Source organism: Streptomyces rimosus (assembly GCF_008704655.1).
Lineage (GTDB): Bacteria > Actinomycetota > Actinomycetes > Streptomycetales > Streptomycetaceae > Streptomyces > Streptomyces rimosus.
This window is the reverse complement of record NZ_CP023688.1, coordinates 7,569,667-7,595,115: the sequence shown is the minus strand read 5'-3', so window position 1 is coordinate 7,595,115 and position 25,449 is coordinate 7,569,667. Positions and strand designations below refer to the sequence as shown.

General features: G+C 71.7%; 19 protein-coding genes and 1 pseudogene. 12 read left to right on the top strand and 8 right to left on the bottom strand.

The genetic code is table 11. The features are described from left to right. Positions 1 to 442: 442 nt before the first annotated feature. A complete protein-coding gene (locus CP984_RS33185; RefSeq protein ID WP_003981599.1) occupies positions 443 to 1,753 on the bottom strand; it encodes a site-2 protease family protein in 1,311 nt (436 codons plus the stop codon). A gap of 192 nt (positions 1,754 to 1,945) precedes the next feature. Here CP984_RS33185 and CP984_RS33180 point away from each other — a divergent pair, with 192 nt between their 5' ends. Then, entirely contained in the window at positions 1,946 to 3,091 is a 1,146-nt protein-coding gene (locus CP984_RS33180) for a RecB family exonuclease (RefSeq protein ID WP_165417077.1), read from the top strand. Between the two features lie 13 nt (positions 3,092 to 3,104). After that, the gene (locus CP984_RS33175; RefSeq protein WP_003981597.1) at positions 3,105 to 3,776 is read left to right on the top strand and encodes a response regulator; all 672 of its coding nucleotides are present in this window, start codon (positions 3,105 to 3,107) and stop codon (positions 3,774 to 3,776) included. Positions 3,777 to 3,893: 117 nt separating this feature from the next. On the opposite strand, the gene CP984_RS33170 is transcribed toward CP984_RS33175, so the two are convergent. The 4 genes from CP984_RS33170 to metH all read right to left on the bottom strand — a co-directional run bounded on the left by CP984_RS33170 (position 3,894) and on the right by metH (position 12,000). Then, the gene (locus tag CP984_RS33170; RefSeq protein ID WP_003981596.1) at positions 3,894 to 5,486 is read right to left on the bottom strand and encodes an ABC transporter substrate-binding protein; all 1,593 of its coding nucleotides are present in this window, start codon (positions 5,484 to 5,486) and stop codon (positions 3,894 to 3,896) included. 158 nt (positions 5,487 to 5,644) lie between these two features. Continuing rightward, on the bottom strand, positions 5,645 to 7,255 hold the full coding sequence (locus CP984_RS33165) for an ABC transporter substrate-binding protein (RefSeq protein ID WP_003981595.1): 1,611 nt from the start codon (positions 7,253 to 7,255) through the stop codon (positions 5,645 to 5,647). 373 nt (positions 7,256 to 7,628) lie between these two features. Continuing rightward, entirely contained in the window at positions 7,629 to 8,330 is a 702-nt protein-coding gene (locus tag CP984_RS33160; protein ID WP_003981594.1) for an HAD family hydrolase, read from the bottom strand. A 160-nt stretch (positions 8,331 to 8,490) separates the two neighbouring features. Then, positions 8,491 to 12,000 carry a methionine synthase gene (gene metH, locus CP984_RS33155; RefSeq protein WP_003981593.1) on the bottom strand — a complete coding sequence of 1,170 codons (3,510 nt, stop codon included), beginning with the start codon at positions 11,998 to 12,000 and terminating at the stop codon, positions 8,491 to 8,493. A gap of 269 nt (positions 12,001 to 12,269) precedes the next feature. Here metH and CP984_RS33150 point away from each other — a divergent pair, with 269 nt between their 5' ends. The 4 genes from CP984_RS33150 to CP984_RS33135 all read left to right on the top strand — a co-directional run bounded on the left by CP984_RS33150 (position 12,270) and on the right by CP984_RS33135 (position 17,266). Then, positions 12,270 to 13,043, top strand: a complete 774-nt coding sequence (locus CP984_RS33150) for an IclR family transcriptional regulator (RefSeq protein ID WP_003981592.1) — start codon at positions 12,270 to 12,272, stop codon at positions 13,041 to 13,043. 227 nt (positions 13,044 to 13,270) lie between these two features. Beyond that, positions 13,271 to 14,059, top strand: a complete 789-nt coding sequence (locus tag CP984_RS33145) for an MIP/aquaporin family protein (protein ID WP_003981591.1) — start codon at positions 13,271 to 13,273, stop codon at positions 14,057 to 14,059. Positions 14,060 to 14,101: 42 nt separating this feature from the next. Continuing rightward, positions 14,102 to 15,643, top strand: a complete 1,542-nt coding sequence (gene glpK / locus CP984_RS33140) for a glycerol kinase GlpK (protein ID WP_003981590.1) — start codon at positions 14,102 to 14,104, stop codon at positions 15,641 to 15,643. Positions 15,644 to 15,655: 12 nt separating this feature from the next. Next, a complete protein-coding gene (locus CP984_RS33135) occupies positions 15,656 to 17,266 on the top strand; it encodes a glycerol-3-phosphate dehydrogenase/oxidase (protein WP_003981589.1) in 1,611 nt (536 codons plus the stop codon). A 74-nt stretch (positions 17,267 to 17,340) separates the two neighbouring features. On the opposite strand, the gene CP984_RS33130 is transcribed toward CP984_RS33135, so the two are convergent. Continuing rightward, positions 17,341 to 18,873 (bottom strand): GMC family oxidoreductase, encoded by a 1,533-nt coding sequence (locus CP984_RS33130; RefSeq protein WP_129820922.1) that lies wholly within the window; start codon positions 18,871 to 18,873, stop codon positions 17,341 to 17,343. A 165-nt stretch (positions 18,874 to 19,038) separates the two neighbouring features. On the opposite strand from CP984_RS33130, the gene CP984_RS33125 reads away from it, so the two are divergent. The 6 genes and pseudogenes from CP984_RS33125 (at position 19,039) to CP984_RS33105 (ending at position 24,118) form a co-directional block, all read left to right on the top strand. After that, positions 19,039 to 19,635: a 1,2-dihydroxy-3-keto-5-methylthiopentene dioxygenase gene (locus tag CP984_RS33125; protein ID WP_003981587.1), complete on the top strand. Its 597-nt coding sequence runs from the start codon at positions 19,039 to 19,041 to the stop codon at positions 19,633 to 19,635. Continuing rightward, positions 19,632 to 20,332: pseudogene (gene mtnC, locus CP984_RS33120) on the top strand (acireductone synthase); the annotation flags it as partial. The gene CP984_RS33125 and the pseudogene mtnC, both read left to right, overlap by 4 nt. Continuing rightward, complete coding sequence (mtnB, locus tag CP984_RS41605) at positions 20,330 to 20,977, top strand: methylthioribulose 1-phosphate dehydratase (RefSeq protein ID WP_043978977.1); 648 nt, start codon at positions 20,330 to 20,332, stop codon at positions 20,975 to 20,977. The pseudogene mtnC and the gene mtnB, both read left to right, overlap by 3 nt. Before the next feature lie 269 nt (positions 20,978 to 21,246). Beyond that, positions 21,247 to 22,005 (top strand): nucleoside phosphorylase, encoded by a 759-nt coding sequence (locus tag CP984_RS33115; protein ID WP_003981584.1) that lies wholly within the window; start codon positions 21,247 to 21,249, stop codon positions 22,003 to 22,005. Continuing rightward, complete coding sequence (locus CP984_RS33110) at positions 22,002 to 23,330, top strand: amidohydrolase (RefSeq protein WP_003981583.1); 1,329 nt, start codon at positions 22,002 to 22,004, stop codon at positions 23,328 to 23,330. Before CP984_RS33115 ends, CP984_RS33110 begins: the two co-directional genes overlap by 4 nt. Positions 23,331 to 23,446: 116 nt before the next feature. After that, positions 23,447 to 24,118: a FadR/GntR family transcriptional regulator gene (locus CP984_RS33105; protein ID WP_003981582.1), complete on the top strand. Its 672-nt coding sequence runs from the start codon at positions 23,447 to 23,449 to the stop codon at positions 24,116 to 24,118. Positions 24,119 to 24,150: 32 nt separating this feature from the next. Here CP984_RS33105 and CP984_RS33100 read toward each other — a convergent pair whose 3' ends face one another. Both CP984_RS33100 and CP984_RS33095 read right to left on the bottom strand, forming a co-directional pair. Next, complete coding sequence (locus CP984_RS33100; RefSeq protein WP_003981581.1) at positions 24,151 to 24,897, bottom strand: SDR family NAD(P)-dependent oxidoreductase; 747 nt, start codon at positions 24,895 to 24,897, stop codon at positions 24,151 to 24,153. A gap of 154 nt (positions 24,898 to 25,051) precedes the next feature. Next, positions 25,052 to 25,447: a hypothetical protein gene (locus tag CP984_RS33095; RefSeq protein ID WP_003981580.1), complete on the bottom strand. Its 396-nt coding sequence runs from the start codon at positions 25,445 to 25,447 to the stop codon at positions 25,052 to 25,054. Between the last annotated feature and the right edge of the window lie 2 nt (positions 25,448 to 25,449).

The window sequence follows — 25,449 nt, the reverse complement described above, 5'->3', positions numbered from 1 at the left end:
CTGGTGGGCCGGGGCCCGGCGCCAAGGCTGGACGGGCGGGTCGGGTGCTGGTGGGACGGGCGGGCCGGGCCCCGGCTCAGGACCGGGCCGACGGGCGGGCCCAGGCCGGCGGGCACCCTACAGGGCAAATCGAACGTGATCGCTCCCCCAGCGGGGGCTTACCCAGGGGTGGCGGGCGGGAACCGCGTGGGGCCGGGGCGGGGGGGAAGCCGCGTGGGGCCGGGGCGGGTGGGGAGCGTAGCCGGGCTGAGGCCGGGCTCCGGGGCCGGGCGGGGCCGCTCTGGGGCCGAACGCGGAGGCGCCGTGGCCGGGGTCGTGGCCGGGGTCGTGTCCGTGGCCGGGGAAACCCGCGCCCCTACAGGTCCGCAGGTGATCGTCCCCCCGGCGGGGGCTTACCCAGGCGTGGCGCGCCCGAAGCCCGCGGGGGCCGATACCCGCGTCCTCAGGACGGACGCGCCATGGCCGCCACGAACGCGCGTTCCACGTCCGCGGTGGACAGGACGCCGTAGATCTCGCCGGTCTCCTCGACCACCAGGTACTCGGTGGCCGGGGTGGCGCGCAGGTAGTCCAGGAGGTCTTCGCCCGCCAGTTCGGCGGAGACCCGCATGCCGTCCTTGAGGTCCTGCGCCAGGCCGCTGACGGGGACCCAGGGGCGGCGGTGCTCGGGGACGCCGACGATGGCGGTCTCGCGGACGACGGCGGTGGGCCGGCCCGCGCGGTCCACGACGACCAGGGCGCGCGCCCCCGCGTCGTTGGCGCGGCGCAGTGCCTCGGACAGCGGGGTGTCGGCCTCCACGGGGACGGCGCGCCGGGTGAGCGTACGGGCCTGGAGGTCCGGGAGGCGTTCGCGCAGCCGGGCCATGCGCAGGCTGTTGCCCGCGCCGGTCCAGATGATCGCGGCGAGGATCGCGGCGAGCAGCGCGTCGGTGATCGAGTCGGCGCCGCCCAGGTCCGTGGGGGCGTTGCCCAGGGCACCGGTGTGGGTGAGCAGCGGCAGCCCGATCAGGACCGAGATGGCGAGCGCGCGGCCGACCCAGGCGGCGGCGACGGTGCCGGTCATCGGCTTGCCGGTGATCTTCCACACGACGGCGCGGAGCATCCGCCCGCCGTCCAGCGGGAGGCCGGGGAGCAGGTTGAAGACGGCGACGATCAGGTTGGAGATCATCAGACCGGCGAGCAGGACGCCCGGTACGGTACCGGGCTCGACCAGCTCCATGCCGCCGTAGAAGAGCCCCGCCAGGACGAGCGAGAGCAGCGGCCCCACGAAGGCCAGGACGAATTCGCGGCCGGGGGTCTCGGACTCCTTCTCGATCTCCGAGACGCCGCCGAAGAACTGGAGCTGGATGCGGCGTACGGGGAGCTTGAAGCGCAGCGCGGCGACGGTGTGGGCGAGCTCGTGCACGAGTACCGACGCGTAGAAGGCGACGGCGAAGAAGAGCGAGACCAGGTAGCGGCCCGCGCCCAGCTCGGGCAGGACCCGTTCGAGCTGGCCGCCGAAGACCCAGGTGATCAGCGCGGCGACGATGAACCAGCTGGGCGCCACGTAGACCGGTACGCCGAAGGGCCGGCCCATGAGGATGCCGCCGCCGGTGCGTCGCCCCGGCTGGTCCTTGGGCGCCGGCTGCGGGGAGGGGCGGCTTCCGGACGGCCGCGTACGGCCGGCACCGCGGGCCGGGTCGGACGGTCCGGGCGGGTTGGGCGGTTGGGGGTGCGCGGACTCCTCGGGGTCCTGCGGCTTCCCACTCTCGTCCACGGTGTCCCCTCGTCGATTGCGGCCTTCGCTCCTGTCCGTCCGGTTCCGGTCCGGTACGGCCTGTCGATCATGCAGGGCGAAGGGGTCTGGCGTCGATGGTATGCGGAACGCTCCGCGACGCCCCGTCTCGGTCTCCCATTGTGATCCCTCGGTTGCGGGAGCTGTCAGTGGCGGGCCGTAGGGTCGTATGTCATGGGAACGAGCACCGAGAAGGCCGTGCCGGACGCCGCGGGCGGGGACGGCGGGCAGGACGGCACCGGCGGGGCCGGAGCGGCCGGCGGAGCCGCGACGGCCGCTGAGGCCGAGGGGACCCGCGAGGCGGGAACGGCCGAGGTGGTCCACGAGACCGGGACGGCCACACCGGACGCACCGGCCGCACCGGCAGCCCCGGCAGCCCCGGCAGCCCCGGCAGCCCCGGCAGCCCCGGCAGCCAAGGAAACCCCAGCACCCCCACCACCCCCCTCCCCCGCCACCCGCCCCCTCTCCCTCTCCCCGTCGCGGGCGAGCGACTTCATGCAGTGTCCGCTGCTGTACCGCTTCCGGGTGATCGACAAGCTGCCGGAGAAGCCGAGTGCGGCGGCGACGCGCGGCACGGTGGTGCACGCGGTGCTGGAGCGCCTCTTCGACGCCCCGGCGGCGCAGCGTACGGCGGTCGGCGCGCGGGCGATGGTGCCGGGCGAGTGGGAGAAGCTGCTGGCGAAGCGGCCGGAGCTGGCCGAGCTGTTCGTGGACGATCCGGCGGGCGAGCGGCTGGCGGCCTGGCTGGCGGACGCCGAGGCGCTGGTGGAGCGGTGGTTCACGCTGGAGGACCCGACCCGTCTGGAGCCCGCCGACCGCGAGCTGTATGTGGAGACGGTGCTCGACTCGGGCCTCCAGCTGCGCGGTTTCATCGACCGGGTGGACGTGGCGCCCACCGGTGAGGTGCGGCTCGTCGACTACAAGACCGGCAAGGCGCCCCGCCCGGAGTACGCCGACGGCCCGCTGTTCCAGATGAAGTTCTACGCGCTGGTGATGTGGCGGCTGCGTGGCATCGTGCCGCGCCGGCTCCAGCTGGTGTACCTGGGCAGCGGCGACGTGCTGACGTACGACCCGACCGAGGCGGATCTGCGCGGTGTGGAGCGCAAGCTGCTGGCGCTGTGGGACGCCATCCAGCGGGCGGCCGAGACCGGCGACTGGCGCCCGCGCCGTACGAAGCTGTGCGGCTGGTGCGACCACCAGGCGGTGTGCCCGGAATTCGGCGGTACTCCCCCGCCGTATCCGCTGCCGGTGCCCGGCCAGGCGCGGTCGCTCCCTGTGGCGGCGCCCGGAGAGGGGCAGGGCAGAATGGACCTGGTCTAACGAAGGAGTTCCTGTGGCAATCCGCGTCCTGCTGGTCGACGACCAGCCGCTGCTGCGTACCGGCTTCCGGATGATTCTGGAGGCCGAGCAGGATCTCGCGGTCGTCGGCGAGGCCGGGGACGGTCTGCAGGCGCTGGAGCAGGTGCGGGCGCTGCAGCCCGACGTGGTGCTGATGGACATCCGGATGCCGCGGATGGACGGGGTCGAGGCGACCCGGCAGATCACCGGCCCGGCGAAGGACGGTCCGGCGAAGGTGCTGGTGCTGACGACGTTCGACCTGGACGAGTACGTGGTCGAGGCGCTCCGCGCGGGGGCCAGCGGCTTTCTGCTGAAGGACGCGCCGGCCCAGGAGCTGGTGCAGGCGATCCGGGTGGTCGCGGCGGGCGAGGCGATGCTGGCGCCGAGCATCACGCGCCGGCTGCTGGACAAGTACGCGGGCCATCTGCCGTCCGGCGAGGAGCCGGTGCCGGACACGCTGCACACCCTCACCGAGCGTGAGGTGGAGGTGCTGAAGCTGGTGGCGCGCGGGCTGTCGAACGCGGAGATCGCCGCGGACCTGTTCGTGAGCGAGACGACGGTCAAGACGCATGTCGGGCATGTGCTGACGAAGCTGGGGCTGCGCGACCGGGTCCAGGCCGCGGTGTACGCGTACGAGAGCGGCCTGGTGCGCCCCGGCGCCCAGTGAGCCGTACGGCCGTACGAGCGCCCCCGCGCCGGCGGCCCGCCCCACCTCACACAACGGCCCGGCCCGCCCCGCTCCGAAGAGCGGCGGCGGGCCGGGCCGTCGGTGCGTCCGGGGGCGTCACCCCTTGCTGATCTCCCAGAACCGGAACACCGTCGAGGCGTCCAGCGTCCACTGGAGGCCGGCGATGTTCTCGCCGGCGACGGCGTACTGCTTGCCCTGCCAGATCGGTATGACGGGCAGGTCCTCGGCGACGATGTCCTGCATCTCGCGGAAGGCGGGCTTGGTGGCCTGCCGGTCCGGCTGGCCCGCGGTGCCGGGCAGCAGCTTCGAGGTGATGCGCTTGGCGTCGTAGTTGTTGTTGAGGACGTTGCCCTTGCCGAAGAACGGCTGGGTGAAGTTGTCGGGGTCCGGGTAGTCGGGGACCCAGCCCTTGACGTACGCGCCGTACTTCCCGGCCTCGACGCCCTTCTCGAACTCGTCGATGGGCACGCTCTTGACCTGGGCGTCGAAGAGGCCGCTGGCGTTGAGCTGCTGGGCGATCTCCTGGAAGGCCGGGACGGTGCCGGGGCCGTAGCGGACGGGGGTGGCCCAGAGGGTGAGCGGCACCTTCTTGCCGTTGCCGTAGCCGGCCTCGCGCAGGGCGGCGGCGGCCTTGTCGGGCTGCGGCCGGTCGCCGTAGCTGGCGAAGAAGGCCGTGTTGTGGCCGGTGATGCCCGCGGGGACGATCGAGTACAGCGGCTCGGCGGTGCGCTTGTAGACGTCCCGGACCAGCGTGGAGCGGTCCAGGAGGTGGGCGATGGCCTTGCGGACGCCGAGCTTGCCGGCGACCGGGTCGTGCATGTTGAAGACGAGGTGCATGACCTCGGCGCTGTTGCCCTGGACGACCTGGATGCCGTGCTTCTGGGTGGCGGTCGCCTGCTCCAGCGAGGCGATGTCCTTCATGTCCAGACCGCGGTAGGCGAGGTCGATGGAGCCGTCCTGGACCGCCTTCTTGAGCTTGTCGGGGCTCTTGAAGAACTTCATGGTCATGCCGGTGTTCTTGACCTTGGCGGGGCCCTCGTAGGAGCCGTTGACGCCGAAGACCGCCTCGTCCTCGGGGTCGTATTCCTCCAGGGTGTAGGCGCCGGAGCCGACGGCCTTGTTGTCGGTGCGCAGCTTGTCGGCCGCGTACTCGCTGTGGTCGACGATGGAGCCGGCACCGGAGGCGATCTTCATGGGGAAGGTCGCGTCGGCGGACTTGAGGCGGAAGACGACGGTCTTGGCGTCGGGGGCCTCGACCTTGTCGAGCCCGGCGAACATCACGGCCGGACCGCGCTTGTCGTTGATGCGCTTGATCCGGTCGAAGGAGAACTTGACGTCCTCGGAGGTCAGCGCGTGGCCGTTGCTGAACTTCAGGCCGTCCTTGAGGGTGCACTTGTAGACGGTGCTGCCGCCCTCGGCGAAGCCGCAGGACTCGGCGGCCTCGGGTTCCGGTGTCGTGCTGCCCTTGGGGAAGCTGAGCAACGACTGGAAGACGTTGGTGAACAGCACCCACGAGACCGGGTCGTAGCCGCCTGCGGGGTCGATGGACACGATCTTGTCGGTCATGCCCATCACCACCGGGTTGCCGGTCCCGGCGCTCTTGCCGTCACCCGTTCCGCAGCCGCTGAGCAGGGCGGCGACGAGCCCTGCCCCCAGCGGTGCGGCCAGCCACTGGTCGCGTTTCCTCACGTGCGTGTTCCTCACAGTCGTATGGCGGTGAAGCGTTGTGATCCGCGCCGGCGGGTGCCGGAGTCGGGGTGCCGGCGGGTGCCGTCATCGGTTGTGGTGGTGCGCGCCGTCGGGTGCGGCAGCCGGCCGGCGCGCGGGGCGCCGGCCGGAGGTCGTCGTCAGTTGCTGCTCACTCCGCGGGCGAGTTCCCAGATCTGCAGGGCCGAGGACGAGTTCAGCGCCCACTCGGCGCCGGTGATGTCGTCGCGGGCGGCGACGTACTGCTTGCCCTGCCACAGCGGCAGGATCGGCACCTCGTCCGCGATGATGTCCTGGGCCTGCTTGAACTGTTCCGCGGCGGAGTTGCGGTCGGTCTGCTGCCGGGTGCCGGGGATCAGCTGGGACTCGATCTTGTTGTTGCGGTACGGGGAGTTGAGGAAGTTCCCCTTGCCGAAGAACGGCGCGATGTAGTTGTCCGCGTCCGGGAGGTCGGCGAACCAGCCCATGCCGTAGGCGGCGTACTTGCCCTCGGTCTGTTCCTTGCGGAACTGCTGCCAGCTGTCGACGCCCTTGAGGCTCACGTCGAACAGGCCGCCCTGGTTGAGCTGGCTCTGCAGGGTCTTGAACTCCTTGGCGGTGCTGGAGCCGTAGTGGTTCGTGGTGTACGTGAGGGTGAGCTTCACCGGGGTGTTGATGTGTGCCTGCTGGAGGATCTTGCGGGCGGCGGGGACGCTCGGGCTGCCGTACTTGGTGAAGAACGAGTTGATGTGACCGGTGAGGCCCTTGGGGACCATGGAGTACAGCGGGTCACCGGTGTAGGAGTACACGTCGCGTACCAGCGCCGAGCGGTTGATCAGCTGGGCCATGGCCTGCCGGACGGCCTTGTCGGAGACCGACGGGTTGTCGGTGTTGAAGGCGAGGTAGCGGATCTCGGAGCCCGGTACGGCCTGCAACCGGACGTGCTCGTCGCGGGCGTTCTCCAGGCCCTTGATCTGATCGGGCGCCAGGCTGCGGTTCATCAGGTCGATGTCGCCCTTGCGCAGCGCCTTCTCCATGCCTTCGGAGTCGTCGAAGAACTTCATCTCGACGGTGGAGTTCTTCACCTCGATTCCGCCCTTGTACTCGGGATTCTTGGTGAAGACGGCCTTGCTGACGCGCTCTCCGCTGTGTTCGACCTTGACGGTGTACGGGCCGGAGCCGGCCACCTCGAAGCCCTTGTAGAGGCCGTTCTTCGGGTAGACCTCGCTGTCGACGATGGCGGCCGCCGGGGTGGCGAGCTTCTGCGGGAACGTGGCGTCCGGCTTCTTCAGGTGGAAGACCACCTCGGATTCGCTGGGGGTCTCCACCTTGTCGATGTTGTCCACCAGGGAGACGGGGCCGCGGTCGTACTTGATGGCCAGCATCCGGTCGATGGAGAACTTCACGTCCTTGGACGTGAGCGCGTGTCCATTGGTGAACTTCAGACCGTCGCGGAGTTTGCAGCGGTACTGCTCGCTCTGGGTGTCCCGGAATCCGCACGACTCGGCGGCCTCGGGCACCGGCGCGGTGCCGGTACGCGGCAGGCGCATCAGCGTCTGCAGGGTTCCGCGCAGCACGTTCCACGCGTCGACGTCGTACGCCTGGGCGGGGTCGAGCGGGGCGGGCGCGTCCTTGGTTGCCTCCAGCTGGGCGGTGGTGCCGACCTTGATCGGCTTGCCGCCCTCGCCGGAGCCGTCCGAGCTGCCGCACGCGGCGAGCGTGGGGACGAGCAGACCGGCCAGGGCCGGCAGCACCAAGGTCTTGCGATTCATCGTCGGCAGGTTCCTTATCAGCGCAGAGGTGTTGCTCGCGATGACATTAGTAGGAACGGCCAGCGCGTCCGGGACACAACCAAGTTGAACGGATATCACGCCCGGATAACGGCCGCCGGGTGACCGATATCCGGACGCCGGAACGATTCGTACGCGCCTCCACCAATCCGGACACATGCCCCCAAGAAAACCGGGAGAAAGCACCCATGGAACGAGCGCGGGCCGAACTGTCGACGGGCTGACGCGTGAGAAACGTCACTCCAGGATTGGGGAGTTCCCGAGGGCGAATTCGGCCAGTACATTCGTCACGGAAAATGAGCGGCCCGCTGCTCACAGTTTCTTCCCTTTTCGCCGGGCACGCTCGGTGTTCGCGTCACCGGCCGTCCGTGATCAAGGACCGCAGAAATGGGAGATCCACTTCTTCGAGCGATCCGACGACGGTACGGCCGGTGCCGGGGCCGATCGGGCTCACCGACGGCACCGCGACCACCCGGCAGCCGGCCGCCTCCCCGGCCGTCACACCGGTGACGGTGTCCTCCACCACGGCGCAGCGCCGCGGGTCCACCCCGAGCCGGGCGGCGGCGGTCAGATACGGGTCCGGGTGCGGCTTCGTACGGGGCAGGTCGTCGCCGGCCAGCGTCAGGTGGAAGTGCTCCGGACCCAGGGAGGGCAGCATCCGGTCGATGACGGTGCGGTGCGAGGCGGAGACCAGGGCGGTGGGCACGCCGTGCGCGGCCAGTTCCGCCAGCAGCCGGCGGGCGCCGGGCATCAGCGGCACGCCGCGCGCGATGCGCTCCGCGAACCGGGCGTTGAGCAGCACCGTCAGCTCGTCGAGGGCGATGTCGGCGCCGGTCACGCCGATCAGGTACGCGGCGCTGCGCGTCATCGGCCCGCCGACGACGACCTGGCGGTGGTGGTCATCCAGTACGTGGCCCAGCTCGGCGAAGACCGCGGCCTCCGCCTCCCACCAGAAGCCCTCGGTGTCGACGAGGGTGCCGTCCAGGTCGAGGAAGACGGCCTGGAGGGTCGCGCCGTCGGCCGTACGTGTGCCCACCGCGGGGATGCTGCTGGTCATCCGTGCACCTCCGTAGTCGAACGTCCCCGGAGGGACGAAAGGGCCGGCCGCCCTCCCGCGCGGGGAGGACGACCGGCCTCTACCGGACCGACCAGTGTACGTCTGCGTGCGGTGGCCCGCGGTGCGCTCGGTGACTTCCGCGTCTTCGCGGGCCCCGGCGTCACCGTGCGTTGAAGTACTTGGCCTCCGGGTGGTGGATGACGATCGCGTCGGTGGACTGCTCGGGGTGCAACTGGAACTCCTCGGAGAGCTGGACGCCGATACGTTCCGGCCGCAGCAGGTCGGCGATCTTCGCGCGGTCCTCCAGGTCGGGGCAGGCCCCGTAGCCCAGCGAGAAGCGGGCGCCGCGGTACTTCAGCGCGAACATGTCCTCGACGTCGGCCGGGTCCTCGCCGCCGAAGCCCAGCTCGGCGCGGACGCGGGCGTGCCAGTACTCGGCCAGCGCCTCGGCCAGCTGGACGGACAGGCCGTGCAGCTCCAGGTAGTCGCGGTAGGAGTCGGAGGCGAACAGCTCGGCGGTGGCCTCGCCGATCTTCGAGCCGACGGTGACGACCTGGAGGCCGACCACGTCCCGCTCGCCGGACTCCTCCGGCCGGAAGAAGTCCGCCAGGCACAGCCGCCGGCCGCGGCGCTGGCGCGGGAAGGTGAAGCGGGTGCGCTCGGTGCCGTCCTCGTTGAGGAGGATCAGGTCGTCGCCCTTGGAGTAGCAGGGGAAGTACCCGTGGACGACGGCGGCCTCCAGGAGGTTCTCGGTCTGGAGCTTGTCCAGCCAGCCGCGCAGCCGGGGGCGTCCCTCGGTCTCGACCAGTTCCTCGTACGAGGGGCCGTCACCCGTACGGTTCTGCTTGAGGCCCCACTGCCCCTTGAACAGGGCGCCCTCGTCCAGCCAGGACGCGTAGTCGGCGAGCTGGATGCCCTTGACGACGCGGGTGCCCCAGAAGGGCGGGGTGGGGACGGGGTTGTCGGTGGCCACGTCGGAGCGGACGGTGCCCTCCTCCGGCTCCGGCTCCTTGATCTCGATGTCGCGCTTGGGGACGCGGCGCTGCTTGAGCTCGGGCAGGCTGGCGCCGGGCACGCCGCGCTTGACGGCGATCAGGGCGTCCATCAGGCGCAGGCCCTCGAAGGCGTCGCGGGCGTAGCGGACCTCGCCCTCGTAGATCTCGTGGAGGTCCTGCTCGACGTAGGCGCGGGTCAGGGCGGCGCCGCCGAGGATGACGGGGAAGTCGGCCGCCATCTTGCGCTGGTTGAGCTCCTCCAGGTTCTCCTTCATGATCACGGTGGACTTGACCAGCAGGCCGGACATGCCGATGACGTCGGCGCGGTGTTCCTCGGCGGCTTCCAGGATGGCCGAGACGGGCTGCTTGATGCCGAGGTTGACGACGTTGTAGCCGTTGTTGGACAGGATGATGTCGACGAGGTTCTTGCCGATGTCGTGCACGTCGCCGCGCACCGTCGCCAGCACGATGGTGCCCTTGCCCTCGGCGTCGGACTTCTCCATGTGCGGCTCCAGGTAGGCCACCGCGGTCTTCATGACCTCGGCGGACTGGAGCACGAACGGCAGCTGCATCTGGCCGGAGCCGAACAGCTCGCCGACGACCTTCATGCCTTCCAGCAGCGTGTCGTTGACGATCTCCAGGGCCGGGCGCTCGGCGAGCGCCGCGTCCAGGTCGGCTTCCAGGCCGTTCTTCTCGCCGTCGATGATGCGGCGCTGGAGGCGCTCCTCCAGGGGCAGCGCGAGCAGTTCCTCGGCCTTGCCGGCCTTCAGGGACTTCGCGGTGGCGCCCTCGAACAGCTCCAGGAGCTTCTGGAGCGGGTCGTAGCCCTCCTCGCGCCGGTCGTAGATCAGGTCGAGGGCGACCTTGACCTGCTCCTCCTCCAGGCGCGCGATCGGCAGGATCTTGGAGGCGTGCACGATCGCCGAGTCCAGGCCCGCCTTGACGCACTCGTCCAGGAAGACGGAGTTCAGGACGATGCGGGCGGCCGGGTTGAGGCCGAAGGAGATGTTGGACAGGCCCAGCGTGGTCTGTACGTCGGGGTGACGCCGCTTCAGCTCGCGGATCGCCTCGATGGTGTTGACGCCGTCCTTGCGGGACTCCTCCTGGCCGGTGCAGATGGTGAAGGTCAGGCAGTCGATGAGGATGTCCGACTCGCGGATGCCCCAGTTGGACGTCAGGTCCTCGATGATCCGCTCAGCGATGGCGACCTTGTGCTCGGCGGTACGGGCCTGGCCCTCCTCGTCGATGGTCAGCGCCATCAGGGCGGCGCCGTGCTCGCGGGCCAGCGCGGCGACCCGGGCGAACCGCGACTCGGGGCCGTCGCCGTCCTCGTAGTTGACGGAGTTGATGACCGCGCGGCCGCCCAGCTTCTCCAGGCCCGCCTGGATCACCGGGACCTCGGTGGAGTCCAGCACGATGGGCAGGGTGGAGGCGGTGGCGAAGCGGCCGGCCAGCTCCCGCATGTCGGCGACGCCGTCCCGGCCGACGTAGTCCACGCACAGGTCGAGCATGTGCGCGCCCTCGCGGATCTGGTCGCGGGCCATCTCCACACAGTCGTCCCAGCGGCCCTCCAGCATGGCCTCGCGGAACTTCTTGGAGCCGTTGGCGTTGGTGCGCTCGCCGATGGCCAGGTAGGAGGTGTCCTGGCGGAACGGGACGGTCTGGTAGAGCGAGGCGGCGCCGGGCTCGGGGCGCGGGTGACGCTCGGTGGGGGCCACGCCGCGTACCCGCTCGACGACCTGGCGCAGGTGCTCGGGGGTGGTGCCGCAGCAGCCGCCGACGAGCGAGAGCCCGTACTCGGAGACGAAGGTCTCCTGGGCGTCGGCCAGCTCGGCGGGGGTCAGCGGGTAGTGCGCGCCGTCCTTGCCGAGGACGGGCAGACCGGCGTTCGGCATGCACGACAGCGGTACGCGGGCGTTGCGGGCCAGGTAGCGCAGGTGCTCGCTCATCTCGGCGGGGCCGGTGGCGCAGTTCAGGCCGATCATGTCGATGCCCAGCGGCTCCAGCGCGGTCAGCGCGGCGCCGATCTCCGAGCCGAGCAGCATGGTGCCGGTGGTCTCGACGGTCACCGAGCAGATCACCGGCAGGTCGGTGCCGGTGGCGTCCAGGGCGCGGCGGGCGCCGAGGATGGCGGCCTTGGTCTGCAGCAGGTCCTGGGTGGTCTCGACGAGCAGCGCGTCGGCACCGCCGGCGATCATGCCTTCGGCGTTCTTCTGGTAGGCGTCGCGCAGCGTCGCGTAGTCGACGTGGCCGAGGGTCGGCAGCTTGGTGCCGGGGCCCATGGAGCCGAGCACCCAGCGCTGCTGCCCGGTCGAGGCGGTGAACTCGTCGGCGACCTCGCGGGCGATGCGCGCGCCGGACTCGGACAGTTCGAAGACGCGTTCGGGGATGTCGTATTCGGCGAGGGCGGCGTGGTTGGCGCCGAAGGTGTTGGTCTCGACGCAGTCGACACCGACCGCGAAATACGCCTCGTGGACCGAGCGGACGATGTCCGGACGGGTGAGGTTCAGGATCTCGTTGCAGCCTTCCAGCTGCTGGAAGTCCTCCAGTGACGGGTCCTGCGCCTGGAGCATCGTGCCCATCGCCCCGTCGGCCACCACGACGCGGGAGGCGAGGGCCTCGCGGAGGGCCGTGGTACGGGATGTGCTGGCGGACGATGGCGTGTACGAGGCCATGGAGGTGCTCCCCTGGTTGCGACGGCTGTCGGCTTTGCGTCTTCCGGTGGAAGGCGCACCCGGTCAGGGTAGCGGGCGGCGCCGCTGTGGGCTCTGTCGTCCCACGGCGTGGACTTGGTCAAGATCATTGACATGGCTCGGTCGACTGCCGGAGGGTCGGCATTCACCGATATCGTTCAGCATTGCCGAACCGCTCCCGGAGCCGCCCGGCGCTGTTGAACACTGCACCACACCACCCGCTCCACACCGCTCGACCCGGAGGTCTCCCGATGGCACGGAACATCCAGTCACTGGAACGTGCCGCCGCGATGCTGCGGCTGCTGGCCGGTGGTGAGCGGCGGCTGGGGCTCTCCGACATCTCCTCCGCGCTGGGCCTGGCCAAGGGCACCGCGCACGGCATCCTGCGCACCCTCCAGCAGGAGGGCTTCGTCGAGCAGGACCCCGCCTCGGGCCGCTACCAGCTGGGCGCGGAGCTGCTGCGGCTCGGCAACAGCTATCTGGACGTGCACGAGCTGCGCGCCCGCGCGCTCGTATGGACGGACGACCTGGCGCGCTCCAGCGGCGAGAGCGTCTATCTGGGCGTGCTGCACCAGCAGGGCGTGCTGATCGTGCACCACGTCTTCCGGCCCGACGACAGCCGCCAGGTGCTGGAGGTCGGCGCGATGCACCCGCTGCACAGCACGGCGCTGGGCAAGGTGCTGACCGCGTACGACCCGGTGGCACACAGCGAGGCGGCGGAGGCGGAGCGGCAGGCGTTCACGCCGCGTACGGTGACCGCCCTGGACGAGCTGGAAGGCGTACTGGACCTGACCAGGGCGCGGGGCTGGGCGGCCGACGTGGAGGAGACCTGGGAGGGCGTGGCCTCGGTGGCCGCGCCCATTCACGACCGGCGGCGGATGCCGGTGGGCGCGGTGGGTGTGACGGGTGCGGTGGAGCGGGTCTGCCGGGACGGCGAGCCGGGTGAGCTGCGGCCGGAAATCGTCGCGGCTGTGAGGGATTGCGCACGTGCGGTCTCGCGTGACCTGGGCGCAGGGCGATTCTGACCGCTTTTGCCCCTTATCTTCACCTAAGTTTTCAGTCACAGAACCCTTGACGGGGTGCTACGTGTGAAGAAAACTGCCGTTCGTCGGTCGGCATTGTCGAACACCTAACGACAATATTCGTTATGGTGGTCAGTGCCGGAGGCCGACCAACGCCCTCTCGGAGGGCGCGGACCACCGGAGGGACCCGGGGTCCGCCTTCCCCTGGACGAAGGACAAAGGAGTCGCGGGTGTCCAGCTCCGACATCTTCATCAGCGAGACCATCGGTACCGCTGTTCTGATCCTGCTGGGCGGTGGCGTCTGTGCCGCCGTCACGCTCAAGCGCTCAAAGGCGTTCAACTCGGGCTGGGTGGCCATCACCTTCGGGTGGGGCTTCGCCGTACTGACCGGCGCGTACATCGCGACCAAGTCCGGCGCCCACCTGAACCCGGCGGTCACCGTCGGCCTGGCGATCAAGGGCGGTACGCCGTGGAGCGACGTGCCGGTGTACTTCGCCGGTGAGCTCTTCGGCGCCATGATCGGTGCGGTACTCGTGTGGCTCGCGTACTACGGCCACTTCAAGGCCCATCTGACCGACCCCGAGATCGTGGGCGAGCAGAGCGGCCAGGAAGGCATGGTCGACAAGGCGGCGGCCCCCAAGGCCGGCCCGGTTCTCGGGATCTTCTCCACCGGACCCGAGATCCGCAACGCGGTGCAGAACCTGACCACGGAGGTCATCGCCACCATCGTGCTCGTGCTGGCGATCCTCACGCAGGGCCTCAGTGACAACGGCAAGGGCGTCGGTGTCGTCGGAGCACTGCTGACCGCTTTCGTGGTCGTCGGCATCGGTCTGTCGCTGGGCGGCCCGACCGGCTACGCGATCAACCCGGTCCGCGACCTCGGTCCGCGTATCGTCCACTCGCTGCTTCCGCTGCCGAACAAGGGCGGATCGGACTGGGGATACGCCTGGATCCCGGTCGTCGGTCCGCTGCTCGGCGGCGCGATCGCCGGTGGTATCTACAACCTCGCGTTCGCCTGAGCCGCGCCGCCCGCACCGAAGACTTTTGGAGCACAGACACCCATGAGCGACAACCACAGCACCGCCTCGCACGGCCACGGCCCGTTCATCGCGGCCATCGACCAGGGCACCACGTCCAGCCGCTGCATCGTGTTCGACAAGGACGGCCGCATCGTGTCGGTCGACCAGAAGGAGCACGAACAGATCTTCCCCAAGCCCGGCTGGGTCGAGCACGACGCCAAGGAGATCTGGGAGAACGTCCAGCAGGTCGTGGCCGGCGCCGTCGAGAAGGCCGGCATCACCGCCAAGGACGTCAAGGCCATCGGCATCACCAATCAGCGCGAGACCACGCTGATGTGGGACAAGAACACCGGTGAGCCGGTCCACAACGCCATCGTCTGGCAGGACACCCGTACCGACGGGCTCTGCCGCGAGCTGGGCCGCAACGTCGGCAAGGACCGCTTCCGCCGCGAGACCGGCCTGCCGCTGGCCTCCTACTTCGCCGGCCCGAAGATCCGCTGGCTGCTGGACAACGTCGAGGGCCTGCGCGAGCGCGCCGAGGCCGGCGACATCCTCTTCGGCACCATGGACTCCTGGGTCATCTGGAACCTGACCGGCGGCACCGAGGGCGGTGTGCACGTCACCGACGTCACCAACGCCTCGCGCACCCTGCTGATGAACCTGCGCAAGCTGGAGTGGGACGAGAAGATCCTGCACTCCATCGACATCCCGGCGGCGGTGCTGCCGGAGATCCGCTCGTCGGCCGAGGTGTACGGCACCGCGGCCTCGGGCGCGCTGGCCGGCGTGCCGGTCGCCTCGGCACTGGGCGACCAGCAGGCCGCGCTGTTCGGCCAGACCTGTTACGACAAGGGCGAGGCCAAGTCCACGTACGGCACCGGCACCTTCATGCTGATGAACACCGGTGACGAGCCCGTCAACTCCTACAACGGGCTGCTGACCACGGTCGGCTACCGCATCGGCGACCAGGCCCCGGTCTACGCCCTGGAGGGCTCGATCGCCGTCACCGGTTCGCTGGTGCAGTGGATGCGCGACCAGATGGGCCTGATCAACTCGGCCGCCGAGATCGAGACGCTGGCGTCCACCGTCGAGGACAACGGCGGCGCGTACTTCGTCCCGGCCTTCTCCGGCCTGTTCGCCCCCTACTGGCGCTCCGACGCGCGCGGTGTCATCGCGGGCCTGACCCGCTACGTCACCAAGGCGCACATCGCCCGCGCCGTCCTCGAGGCCACCGCCTGGCAGACCCGCGAGATCACCGACGCCATGACCAAGGACTCCGGCGTCGACCTGACCTCCCTGAAGGTCGACGGCGGTATGACCTCCAACAACCTGCTGATGCAGACCATCTCGGACTTCCTGGACGCGCCCGTGGTGCGCCCGATGGTCGCCGAGACGACCTGCCTCGGCGCCGCCTACGCCGCCGGTCTGGCCGTCGGCTTCTGGCCGGACACCGACGCGCTGCGCGCCAACTGGCGCCGGGCCGCCGAGTGGACCCCCCGCATGGACGCGGAGACCCGCGACCGCGAGTACAAGAACTGGCTCAAGGCCGTCGAGCGGACCATGGGCTGGATCGACGACGAGAGCTGACGAGGAGTAATCATGAGCACCCTGCAGAGCGTCCCGGCCCTCGGGACGCACCCGGCCGACGGTTCGAACCCGAGCCGTGCCGAGACTCGGGAGCGGCTTTCCAAGGCGACGTACGACCTCCTGGTGATCGGCGGCGGCATCCTGGGCATCTCCACCGCCTGGCACGCCGCGCAGTCGGGGCTGCGGGTTGCGCTGGTGGACGCCGGCGACTTCGCCGGCGCCACCTCCTCCGCCTCCTCCAAGCTGCTGCACGGCGGCCTGCGCTACCTGCAGACCGGTGCGGTCAAGCTGGTCGCGGAGAACCACTTCGAGCGCCGCGCGGTCTCGCGTGAGGTGGCCCCCCACCTCGCCAACCCGCTGACCTTCTACCTGCCGGTCTACAAGGGCGGCCCGCACGGCGCGGCCAAGCTGGGCGCGGGCGTCTTCGCGTACTCGGCGCTCTCCGCCTTCGGCGACGGCGTCGGCCACGTCATCAGCCCGGCCAAGGCCCAGCGCGACGTGCCGGAGCTGCGTACGGACAACCTGAAGGCCGTGGCCGTCTACGGCGACGACCAGATGAACGACGCGCGGATGGCCCTGATGACGGTCCGCGCGGCGGTCGCAGCGGGCGCCACCGTCCTGAACCACGCCGAGGTCACCGGCCTGCGCTTCACCCAGGGCCGGGTCACCGGTGCCGAGCTGAAGGACGGCACCGACGGCACCGAGTTCGGCGTCAACGCGCGCCTGGTCCTGAACGCGACCGGCCCGTGGGTCGATCACCTGCGCAAGATGGAGAACCCGAACGCGGCGCCCTCCATCCGCCTGTCCAAGGGCGCGCACCTGGTCCTCAAGCGCACCTCCCCCTGGAAGGCGGCGCTGGCCACCCCGATCGACAAGTACCGCATCACCTTCGCCCTCCCCTGGGAGGACATGCTGCTGCTCGGTACGACCGACGAGGAGTACGAGGGCGACCCGGCGGACGTCCGCGTCACCGAGAAGGACACCGCGCAGATCCTGGACGAGGCGGCCTTCTCCGTCCGCGACCAGCAGCTGTCCCGTGACCTGATCACGTACTCCTTCGCCGGCCTGCGGGTGCTGCCGGGCGGCCCCGGCGACACCTCCAAGGCCAAGCGCGAGACCGTCGTGACCGAGGGCGCGGGCGGCATGCTGTCCGTCGCGGGCGGCAAGTGGACCACGTTCCGCCACATCGGCCGTACGGTCATGAACAAGCTGGCGGCGCTGCCCGGCCACCCGCTGGCCGAGGACATGGAGCCGATCTCGCGGCTGCCGAAGAAGCTGCCGCTGCCGGGCATCGCCAACCCGAACGCGGTGGCCCACCGGCTGCTGGTCGACGGTTCGGCCCCCGGCCCGCGCATGGCGCCGGAGACCGCCCGTCACCTGGCCACCCACTACGGCTCGCTGTCCTTCGACATCGCGCGCCTGGCCAACGAGGACCCGGCCCTGGCCGAGCGCATCCACCCGGACGCGCCGGAGATCTGGGCCCAGGTCGTCTACGCCCGGGACCACGAGTGGGCGGAGACGGTGGACGACGTGCTGCGCCGCCGCACCACGCTGACCATCCGCGGCCTGGACACGGAGGACGTCCGGGCGCGGGCCAAGGCGATACTGGAGCAGCGCGGCTGACGTCCCGTCACCCGTTGCCGTCACGAGGGCGGCTCCCCTTCCCGGGGAGCCGCCCTCCGGCGTATCCGCAGCCGTCAGAGCAGCCGCAGGCAGTGCTCGGCGAGGGCCATGGTGGTGAGGTTGGTGTTGGCGGCGGGCAGCGTCGGCATGACGGAGGCGTCGATGACGTCCAGGGCCTCGACGCCGTGGACGGCGCCGGTGGCGGAGACCACGGCGCCGGGGTCCTCCGCCGGTCCCATCCGGCAGGTTCCGGCGGCGTGCTGATAGCCGCTGACCCTCTGCCGTAGCGCCTGCGCCAGCTGGTCATCCGTGGTGACGGCGGGGCCCGGCGCGCGCTCCTCGCCCAGCAGGCCGGACAGTGGAGCCGTACGGGCGAGGGAGCGCGCCAGCCGCATGCCCGCCACCATGCGCCGCCCGTCCTCCGGATCGCGCAGGAACCCGACGTCGATGCGCGGCGCGTCCCGGGGGTCCGCCGAGCGCAGCCACAGCCGGCCGCGGGAGGACGGCCGCAGCAGGGCGACCCAGAAGGTGAGCACCGTGGAGCCGTCCTCGCCGGTCTCCGGCCCCGATGGGAAGACCTGGAGGTCGACCGGGCCGTCCCCGCAGTCGAGGTCGCAGGTCAGAAAGGTTTGCAGCACCGGGTCGCGGGGGCCGGGCGGCGGCGCGTCCGTGGCGTAGGTGAGGGTGACGGCGGGGTGGTCTTGCAGGTTCTCCCCCACTCCGGGCAGGTCGGCCACCACCGGGATGCCGAGGTCGCGCAGGTGGGCGGCCGGGCCGAGGCCGGAGCGCAGCAGGATCGGCGGGCTGCCGTAGGCGCCGGCGGCGAGGACGACGCGGCGGGCGGGCAGGACCGTACGCGCCGGGTCGGCCAGCTGGACGCCCATCGCGCGGCCGTCGCGCAGGACGACCCGGTCCACGAGGACATCGTCGCGCACGGTGAGGTTGGCGCGCTCGCGGGCCCGCGCGAGGTAGGTCAGCGCGGTGCTCTGCCGGACGCCGCCGACGCGGTTGACCGGGACCGGGCCCACGCCGCGCGCGCCGGGGGCGTTGTGGTCCTCGACCGGCGGGTGGCCGAGGGCGGTGCAGGCGTCGTGGAAGGCGCGCTGCCACCGGTTGGTCTCGTCCGGCCCGTACCGCCCCACGGGAACCGGGCCGTCCGTGCCGTGCCAGCGCGTGGCGAGGTCCAGATCCCGTTCGACGCGGCGCAGGCTGGGCAGGAAGTCGGCGAACGACCAGCCCTCGTTGCCCTGGGCGGCCCAGTCGTCGTAGTCCTGCGGGTGGCCGCGCAGTGCGATCGCGGAGTTGATCGCCGAGGAGCCGCCCACGAGCTTGCCGCGCGGCAGCCCCACGGACCGGCCGAGGGCGCCCGGCTCGCTGGCATATCCCCAGTCGTGGCTGTGGGTGGCGGCGGGGCTGGTGGCCACGTCGTCGGGCAGCCCGTCGGGCGAGCTGCCGTAGTCGGGTCCGGCCTCCAGCAGCAGGACGGAGCGTGCGGGGTCCTCGGTCAGCCGGTCGGCCAGTACGCCGCCGGCCGAGCCCGCGCCGACGATGATCACATCCCATGCGTCCATGGCCTGGGCTTTCGCCTCCTTCGGGGTACGGCTCACCTTTCCGGCTGCCTGAGGTACCCGCGGCGCGCGGATCACACACGTCCCCCGGACGGCCCCCTCGCCCCGGGCCCGGCCGGACTAGCATCCGGACAGGGGGCCTGGCCGCCCCTTGCGTCCTCCCCCGTGTGTCTCCATCCCCGTCACCCGACCTTGGAGATTCCCATGACCTTGCTGACCACCTGGTCGGAGAGCGGCCCCGGGACCGTGCTGCGGCGCACGTCCGAGCCCGCGGAGATCGCCGCGGCGCTGGCGCCCGCCGGGGTGCGGTACGAGCAGTGGCCGCTGCGCGCGGGCGTGGCGCCGGACGCGGAGCCGACGGCCGTCCTCGCGGCGTACCGCCCGGAGATCGACCGGCTGACCGCCGAGGAGGGGTTCGTGACGGTGGACGTGGCGTCCCTGCACCCGAGCGAGGCCCCCGGCTGGGCGGAGACGGCCCGCGCGGCGCGGCAGAAGTTCCTCGCCGAGCACACCCACGAGGACGACGACGAGGTGCGGTTCTTCGTCGCCGGGGCCGGGGTGTTCTACCTGCACACGGGCGGCGAGGTGCACGCCGTGCTGTGCGAGGAGGGCGACCTGCTGGGCGTGCCGCGGGGCACCACCCACTGGTTCGACATGGGCACCCGGCCGTCGTTCACCGCCATCCGCTTCTTCCACGAGGAGGACGGCTGGGTCGGCACGTTCACCGGGGACGACATCGCGCTGCGGTTCCCGGACTTCGACACGCTCGTGGCCGGACGGGCGGAACGGGGCACGGCGTGAACCACACCTTCGACGTGGACCACGTGGTGCTCGACATCGAGGGCACCACGAGCGCGACCGGCTTCGTGGTGGACGAGCTGTACCCGTACTCCCGCAAGCGGTTCGGGCGGCTGCTGACCGAGCGGGCCGAGGAGCCGGCGGTACGGCGGGCCGTCGCACAGATCCGGGAGCTGCTGGCCGAGCCGGGCGCCGACGCCGCGCGGATCGAGCGGGCGCTCGGCGCCTGGCTGGACGAGGACCGCAAGGTCACGCCCCTCAAGACGCTCCAGGGCATCGTGTGGGCCGAGGGCTTCGCGAACGGGGAGCTGGTCTCGCACTTCTACCCGGACGTGGTGCCCCGGCTGCGCGCATGGCACGCGGCGGGCGTCCGGCTGCACGTGTACTCGTCGGGCTCGGTGGCCGCGCAGCGGGCGTGGTTCGGGCACAGCCCGGAAGGCGATCTGCGGACGCTGGCCGACCGGTTCTACGACACGGAGAACGCCGGCCCCAAGCTGGTGGCCACGTCGTACGAGACGATCGCCGCCGACCCGGAGCCGCGCCGGACCGGGTGCTGTTCCTGTCCGACCGGCCCGGGGAACTGGACGCGGCACGCGCGGCGGGGTGGCGCACGGCCGGGGTGCGGCGGCCCGGCGAGCCGTACTACGAGAGCGGGGTGGGCGACCATCCCGAGGTGGCGTCGTTCGCGGAGCTGGAGATCGGGGTAGGGGCGGCGGCTGCCGGGCCCGCGAGCGACGAGGAGGTACGGCAGGCCGGGGCCCGGCTGGCGGCCGAGGCCGCGCGGTTCGCGTCGTTCGGCTGGATGCGCGGCACGTCCGGCAACCTGTCGATCGTGCTGGCCCGCGATCCGCTGCGGCTGGCGGTGACCGCGAGCGGACGGGACAAGGGTGAGCTGACCGCCGACGACGTGGTGCTGGTGGACGGCGCGGGCGCCGCCGTAGCGGGCACGGCGACCGGGGCCGGGAAGCCGTCGGCGGAGGCCGGGCTGCACGCGAGGGTGGCACGGCTGACCGGCGCGGGCGCGGTGGTGCACGTCCACACGGTCGCGGCGGTGGCGATGGCGCGGCGCCGGCCGGGCGGGATCGTCTTCCGCGATCTGGAGATGCTCAAAGGTCTGGGCCTGCCCGCGGAAGGGGCAGCGGCGCGCCTGCCGGTCATCACCAACAGCCAGGACATGACCGTACTCGGGGACCGACTGGAGACGGCCCGGGACCCACGGATGCCCGCCGTGATCGTCGCCGGGCACGGTCTGTACGTGTGGGGAGCGGACCTGCTCCAGGCGCGGCATCATGCCGAAGTGGTGCAGTGGTTGCTGGAGTTGGAGATAGAGGCGGGGCGGGGGTGAGCGGGGGGCTGGGCTCCCGTGGCCTGGACGGGGTGGGGCTCTTCTCGCTTGTGGCGGTGGGCATGCCGGGCTGCTGCGGCCGACCAGCCGGACGGCGGGCGCCCGCGCCCTGAACGGGATGCGGCTTTTCCCGCTCGCGGCGACGGGCACACCGGGCCACTCCGGCGGACCACCCGGACCACGTTGCAAGCGCGCCCCTCCCGGCCCGTAGGTTGGGACGGAACCGTCGTCCCGTCCGCGTTGTCCGCGCGAGCCACTGGAGCCGCCCCGTGACCCCAGATCTGTCCCCCATCGCCCGTCTTCCCCGCGGCGGGCTGCCGCCGCAGGCCGTCGTGGTCGGTGATCCGGCCCGTGCGGCGGCCGTCGCCGAGTTGCTCGACGGGGCGGCGGAGATTTCGTACCACCGCGAGTACCGGACGTTCACCGGCAGTTGGAAGGGCGTGCCGGTGGTCGTCGCGTCGCACGGCGTGGGGGCGCCCGGGGCGGTGCTGCTGTTTCAGGAGCTGGCGGACGCGGGCGTGCGGACCTTCGTGCGCTTCGGTACGGCGGGGGCGATACGGGCCGGGGTCGGTGACGGTGACCTGGTGATCGCCGAGGCGGCGGTGCGTGACGACGGGGTGACGCAGCAGCTGGTGCCGCCGGAATACCCCGCCGTGGCCGCGCCGGAAGCGGTGCTGGCGCTCCAGCGCGCGGCGGCGGAGGCCGGGGCGCCGTACCACCGCGGGGTGGTGTGGACGCGTGCCGCGTTCCAGCCGGGCCTGCTGCCGCTGCCGGTCGCGGCGTACACCGCGGCGGACGTGGCGGCGATCGAGATGGAGGCGTCCGCACTGTTCGTGACGGCCTCGCTGCGCGGCCTGGTGGCCGGTGCGGTGCTGGTGATCGACGGGGCGAACGCGGACGAACTTGTCGACGAGACGGCCACCGGCGGCTACGACCCGCACCGGGACGTCGTCGCGGAGGGCGTGGCGCGCGGCGCCGTCGTCGCGTTGGAAGCGCTGCGGGCGCTGGCCGAGGAGGAGATCCGATGAGCACCGTACGGAACACCGAAGCGGCGGGCGCCGACCTGCTGGTGCACGGCGGGACGGTCCTGACCGTCGACGACTCCGGCACCGTGCTGCCCGACGGCGCGGTCGCCGTACGGGACGGGGAGATCATCGCGGTCGGCCCGGCCGACGCGCTGCGCGCCGCCCACCCCGCGGCCGAGGAGATCGACGCCACCGGCTGCCTGGTCCTCCCCGGGCTGGTCAACACCCACACCCACCTGGCGATGACGCTGCTGCGCGGCCACGCCGACGACGTGGACCTCCAGGAATTCCTGGGCAGGGTGGTGCCGCGGGAGAACGCGCTGCTGTCCCCCGAAGCGGTGACCGCGGGCCTGCGGCTGGCCATCGCGGAAAGCGTGCGGGGCGGGGTGACCACCGCGCTGGACATGTACTGGTTCCACGAGGCGGCCGAGCGGGTCGCGCGGGACGCGGGCTGGCGGCTGCTGTCCGGCCCGACGTTCATGGACGTACCGGGGCCGCCCGACCGGATGCCGTACGGGAACCGGATGGACTGGGCGCGCCGCCACCTCGACGGCCTCCGTCCCTCCCCCGGCACCCGGCCGGTGGTCTTCGCGCACAGCGCCTACACCCTGGACGCCGGGCAGCTGACGGACATCGCGGCGCTGGCGAAGGAGTACGGCGCGCTGCTGCACCTGCACGCGGCGGAGAACGCCGCCGAGGTGGCGACGGTGCGCGAGCGGTACGGCAAGCGGCCGGTGGAGCTGCTGGAGTCGCTGGGCCTGCTGGGCCCGGACACGCTGCTGGCGCACGCGGTCGAGCTGACCGACACCGAGATCGCGGCGCTGGCCCGTAGCGGTACGGGCGTCGCGCACTGCCCGGTCTCCAACCTCAAGCTGGGCTGCGGCGTCGCCCGGGTCCCGGAGCTGCTGCGCCAGGGCGTACGGGTCGGGCTGGGCACGGACGGCGCGGTCAGCTCCAACTCCCTGGACATGGTGGGGGCGCTGGGCATGGCGGCGCTGATCCACAAGGCGGGCGGCGACCCGACGGCGGTCGGCGCCGAGCAGGCCGTACGGATGGCGACGATCGAGGGCGCGCGGGCGCTGGGGCTCGGCGGGCACCTCGGTTCGCTGGAGGTGGGCAAGCGGGCGGACCTGGCAGTACTGGACCTGGGCGGTCCGCACCTGGCGCCGCGGCACGACCCGTGGTCGACGCTGGCGTACTCGGCGCGGGCCGGCGACGTCCGGGACACGGTCGTCGACGGCCGGGTCCTGATGCGCGACCGCCGGCTGACGACGCTGGACGAGGCGGCCGTGGCCGGTGCGGCGGAGGCGGTCGTCCGGTCCGTCTGAGGACGGCGGGCAACTCCCCGCTCTCCCTCCCCGCCCCGGGGTTGCGTGGCCATAATGGCGCAGACATCGGATGTCTGCGGGGATCCGGCGGGCGGGCGCGAGCGGGGAGGCCGGGCATGGCGGTCACGGACGAGGCCATAGAGAAGATCAAGTCGATGATCGTCTCCGGCGCGCTGCGGCCCGGCGACCGGCTGCCCAAGGAGAGCGAACTCGCCGCCGACCTGGGGCTGTCCCGCAACTCGCTGCGCGAGGCGGTGCGCGCCCTGTCGCTGATCCGCATCCTGGACGTACGGCAGGGCGACGGCACCTACGTCACCAGCCTGGACCCGAAGCTCCTCCTGGAAGCGCTGAGTTTCGTGGTGGACTTCCACCGCGACGACACGGTCCTGGAGTTCCTGGCCGTACGCCGCATCCTGGAACCGGCCGCCACCGCGATGGCCGCCGGCCGGATCACCGCGGCCGAACTGGACGAACTGGCGCGCCAGTTGGACGCGCTCGGCCCGCACCCCGCGGTGGAAGAGCTGGTCGCCCGCGACCTGGAGTTCCACCGCCGGATCGTGGCCGCGGCCGGCAACACGGTGCTGTGCTCCCTGCTCGACGGCCTGTCCGGGCCGACGACCCGGGCCCGCGTCTGGCGCGGCCTGACACAGAAGGACGCGGTGAGCCGCACCCTCACCGAGCACCGGGCGATCCTCGGTGCCCTCCGCGACCGGGACGCGGAGGCGGCGCGGGCCTGGGCGACGGTGCACATCGCCAGCGTGGAGCAGTGGCTGCGCTCGACGCTGTGAGGAGGGGCGCCGGCCGCGCCCCTCCCCTTACGTCAGACGGCGAACCCGCCGTCCACCGCGATCGACGCGCCCGTCACATACCGGCCGCCCTCGCCCGCGAGGTGCGCCACGGTCGCGGCGATGTCCGCCGGCCGCCCGTAGGACCCGAGCGACGTCAACTGGGCCTGCATCGGCGCGCTCTCGCCGTCGGCCGGGTTCATGTCGGTGTCGATCGGGCCCGGATGGACCAGGTTGGCGGTGATGCCGCGCGGGCCCAGTTCCCTGGCGAGGGTCCTGGTCAGGCCGGTGAGCGCGGCCTTGCTCGTGGCGTACAGCGAGCCACCGGGGAAGGCGACGCGTTCGGCCATGCAGCTGCCGATGCTGATGATGCGCCCGCCCTCGGTCATCCGTCCGGCGGCGGCCTGCGCCGCGATGAAGGGCGCGCGGACGTTGACGGCCAGGACGCGGTCCACGTCCTCCTCGGAGATCCCCTCGATGGGCCCGAGGACGCCGAGCCCGGCGTTGTTGACGAGGATGTCCAGCCGCCCGAAGCGCTCCACGGTGCCGTCCACGGACGCCCGTACCGCCGCGGTGTCCGCGCTGTCGGCCCGCACCGCCCAGGCCCGCCGGCCCAGCTTCTCGATGCGCTCCGCCACGAGCGCCGCCCGCGCCTCCTCACTGCGGTACGTGAACGCCACATCGGCCCCGTCCTCGGCGAGCCGCACCGCAACGGCCTCCCCGATCCCCCGGCTCCCACCGGTCACCAGCGCCACCTTGCCGTCGAGCTGCGCGGTAGTCATGTCCGCCCCTCCGTGTTGCCTGCGCTTGTCGCGCTATGTACTGAGTTCCTGTGATGTGTCGCCCTCGGCGGCACAACTCGATACTCGTGGCCGGCGGTCGGCGCCGCTGGCGGAAACCGGACGGGGAATCACGGGCGTACGGGCCGGACGCGCGTCACCAGACGATCACCCCGCCGCCCGCCTCACGGGCGCGGCGGGCCGCGTCGATGATGTTGTCCAGCCGCCGCCCGAACAGATGGAGCAGTTCCTCGTACGTCTTCGGCCGCTCACCGTCGTCCGCCTCCAGCACGGCCCGGACGACGCGCTCCTGATGCTCCCGGAGCAGCGCGCACTCCGCGGCGAACTCCGCCACCTCGTGCGGCTGCACCACACAGTCCCCATCCGCCAGCCGCGGCAGGAAGCGGGCACCTAGCGAGCGGACGGCCGGTGCGCCCCACACCGTCCGGCGCCAGCTCTCGAAACCCGCGAGGTCCGAGGCGTCCGGCGGCACGTCGAGCAGTTCCCGCGTCCCGTCCGGCCCGATCACGAAGACATCGACCGAAAGACTCATGA

What these genes read in the sequence shown, in the direction of transcription:
- metH (WP_003981593.1), bottom strand. Translation starts at nt 12,000, where the DNA reads ATGGCCTCGTACACGCCATCGTCCGCCAGCACATCCCGTACCACGGCC.
- CP984_RS33095 (WP_003981580.1), bottom strand. Translation starts at nt 25,447, where the DNA reads ATGAGTCTTTCGGTCGATGTCTTCGTGATCGGGCCGGACGGGACGCGG.
- CP984_RS33160 (WP_003981594.1), bottom strand. Translation starts at nt 8,330, where the DNA reads ATGACCAGCAGCATCCCCGCGGTGGGCACACGTACGGCCGACGGCGCG.
- CP984_RS33150 (WP_003981592.1), top strand. Translation starts at nt 12,270, where the DNA reads ATGGCACGGAACATCCAGTCACTGGAACGTGCCGCCGCGATGCTGCGG.
- CP984_RS33135 (WP_003981589.1), top strand. Translation starts at nt 15,656, where the DNA reads ATGAGCACCCTGCAGAGCGTCCCGGCCCTCGGGACGCACCCGGCCGAC.
- CP984_RS33100 (WP_003981581.1), bottom strand. Translation starts at nt 24,897, where the DNA reads ATGACTACCGCGCAGCTCGACGGCAAGGTGGCGCTGGTGACCGGTGGG.
- CP984_RS33105 (WP_003981582.1), top strand. Translation starts at nt 23,447, where the DNA reads ATGGCGGTCACGGACGAGGCCATAGAGAAGATCAAGTCGATGATCGTC.
- CP984_RS33125 (WP_003981587.1), top strand. Translation starts at nt 19,039, where the DNA reads ATGACCTTGCTGACCACCTGGTCGGAGAGCGGCCCCGGGACCGTGCTG.
- CP984_RS33180 (WP_165417077.1), top strand. Translation starts at nt 1,946, where the DNA reads ATGGGAACGAGCACCGAGAAGGCCGTGCCGGACGCCGCGGGCGGGGAC.
- glpK (WP_003981590.1), top strand. Translation starts at nt 14,102, where the DNA reads ATGAGCGACAACCACAGCACCGCCTCGCACGGCCACGGCCCGTTCATC.
- CP984_RS33165 (WP_003981595.1), bottom strand. Translation starts at nt 7,255, where the DNA reads ATGAATCGCAAGACCTTGGTGCTGCCGGCCCTGGCCGGTCTGCTCGTC.
- CP984_RS33110 (WP_003981583.1), top strand. Translation starts at nt 22,002, where the DNA reads ATGAGCACCGTACGGAACACCGAAGCGGCGGGCGCCGACCTGCTGGTG.